Source organism: Aestuariirhabdus haliotis, assembly GCF_023509475.1.
Lineage (GTDB): Bacteria > Pseudomonadota > Gammaproteobacteria > Pseudomonadales > Aestuariirhabdaceae > Aestuariirhabdus > Aestuariirhabdus haliotis.
Genome location: NZ_JAKSDZ010000109.1, coordinates 1 through 452 on the forward strand (window position 1 = coordinate 1; position 452 = coordinate 452).

General features: G+C 47.6%; 1 pseudogene. It reads left to right on the top strand.

The annotated features are described in order from the left end of the window. Window positions 1-452, top strand: a pseudogene (locus tag MIB40_RS19485) (IS1182 family transposase); the annotation flags it as partial.

A 452-nucleotide genomic window follows, 5' to 3' on the forward strand; every position in this document is an offset into this window, starting at 1 on the left:
GAACTCTTCGCCATCGACGGCTGCAAAATGCCTTCCAATGCCGCCAAGGAACACTCTGGTACCCTGAACGAGTTGAGCGAAAAGCGCGATAAAATACAGCGTCAAATAAAACAATGTATGAAACAGCATAAAAAACTCGATCGTCGTAAACCCAAAGAGCGTGAGCGCAAAGATCAAATCGAACAGTCATTGGCAACACTGGGAAAACATTTTACCAAGATCGATCAGTTCCTAAAGACGGCCACCCCAAGGATGGGGCAAGGGAAAAAGCCGAAAGAGATTAAAAGCAATATCACCGACAATGAATCGGGTAAGATGACGACGAACAAAGGCACCATTCAGGGCTACAACGGCGTGGCTGCCGTGGACAAGAAACATCAGATCATTGTGGAAGCCCAGGCCTTTGGTGAAGGCCAGGAACACCATACCCTGAAGCCTATTCTGGATGGTAT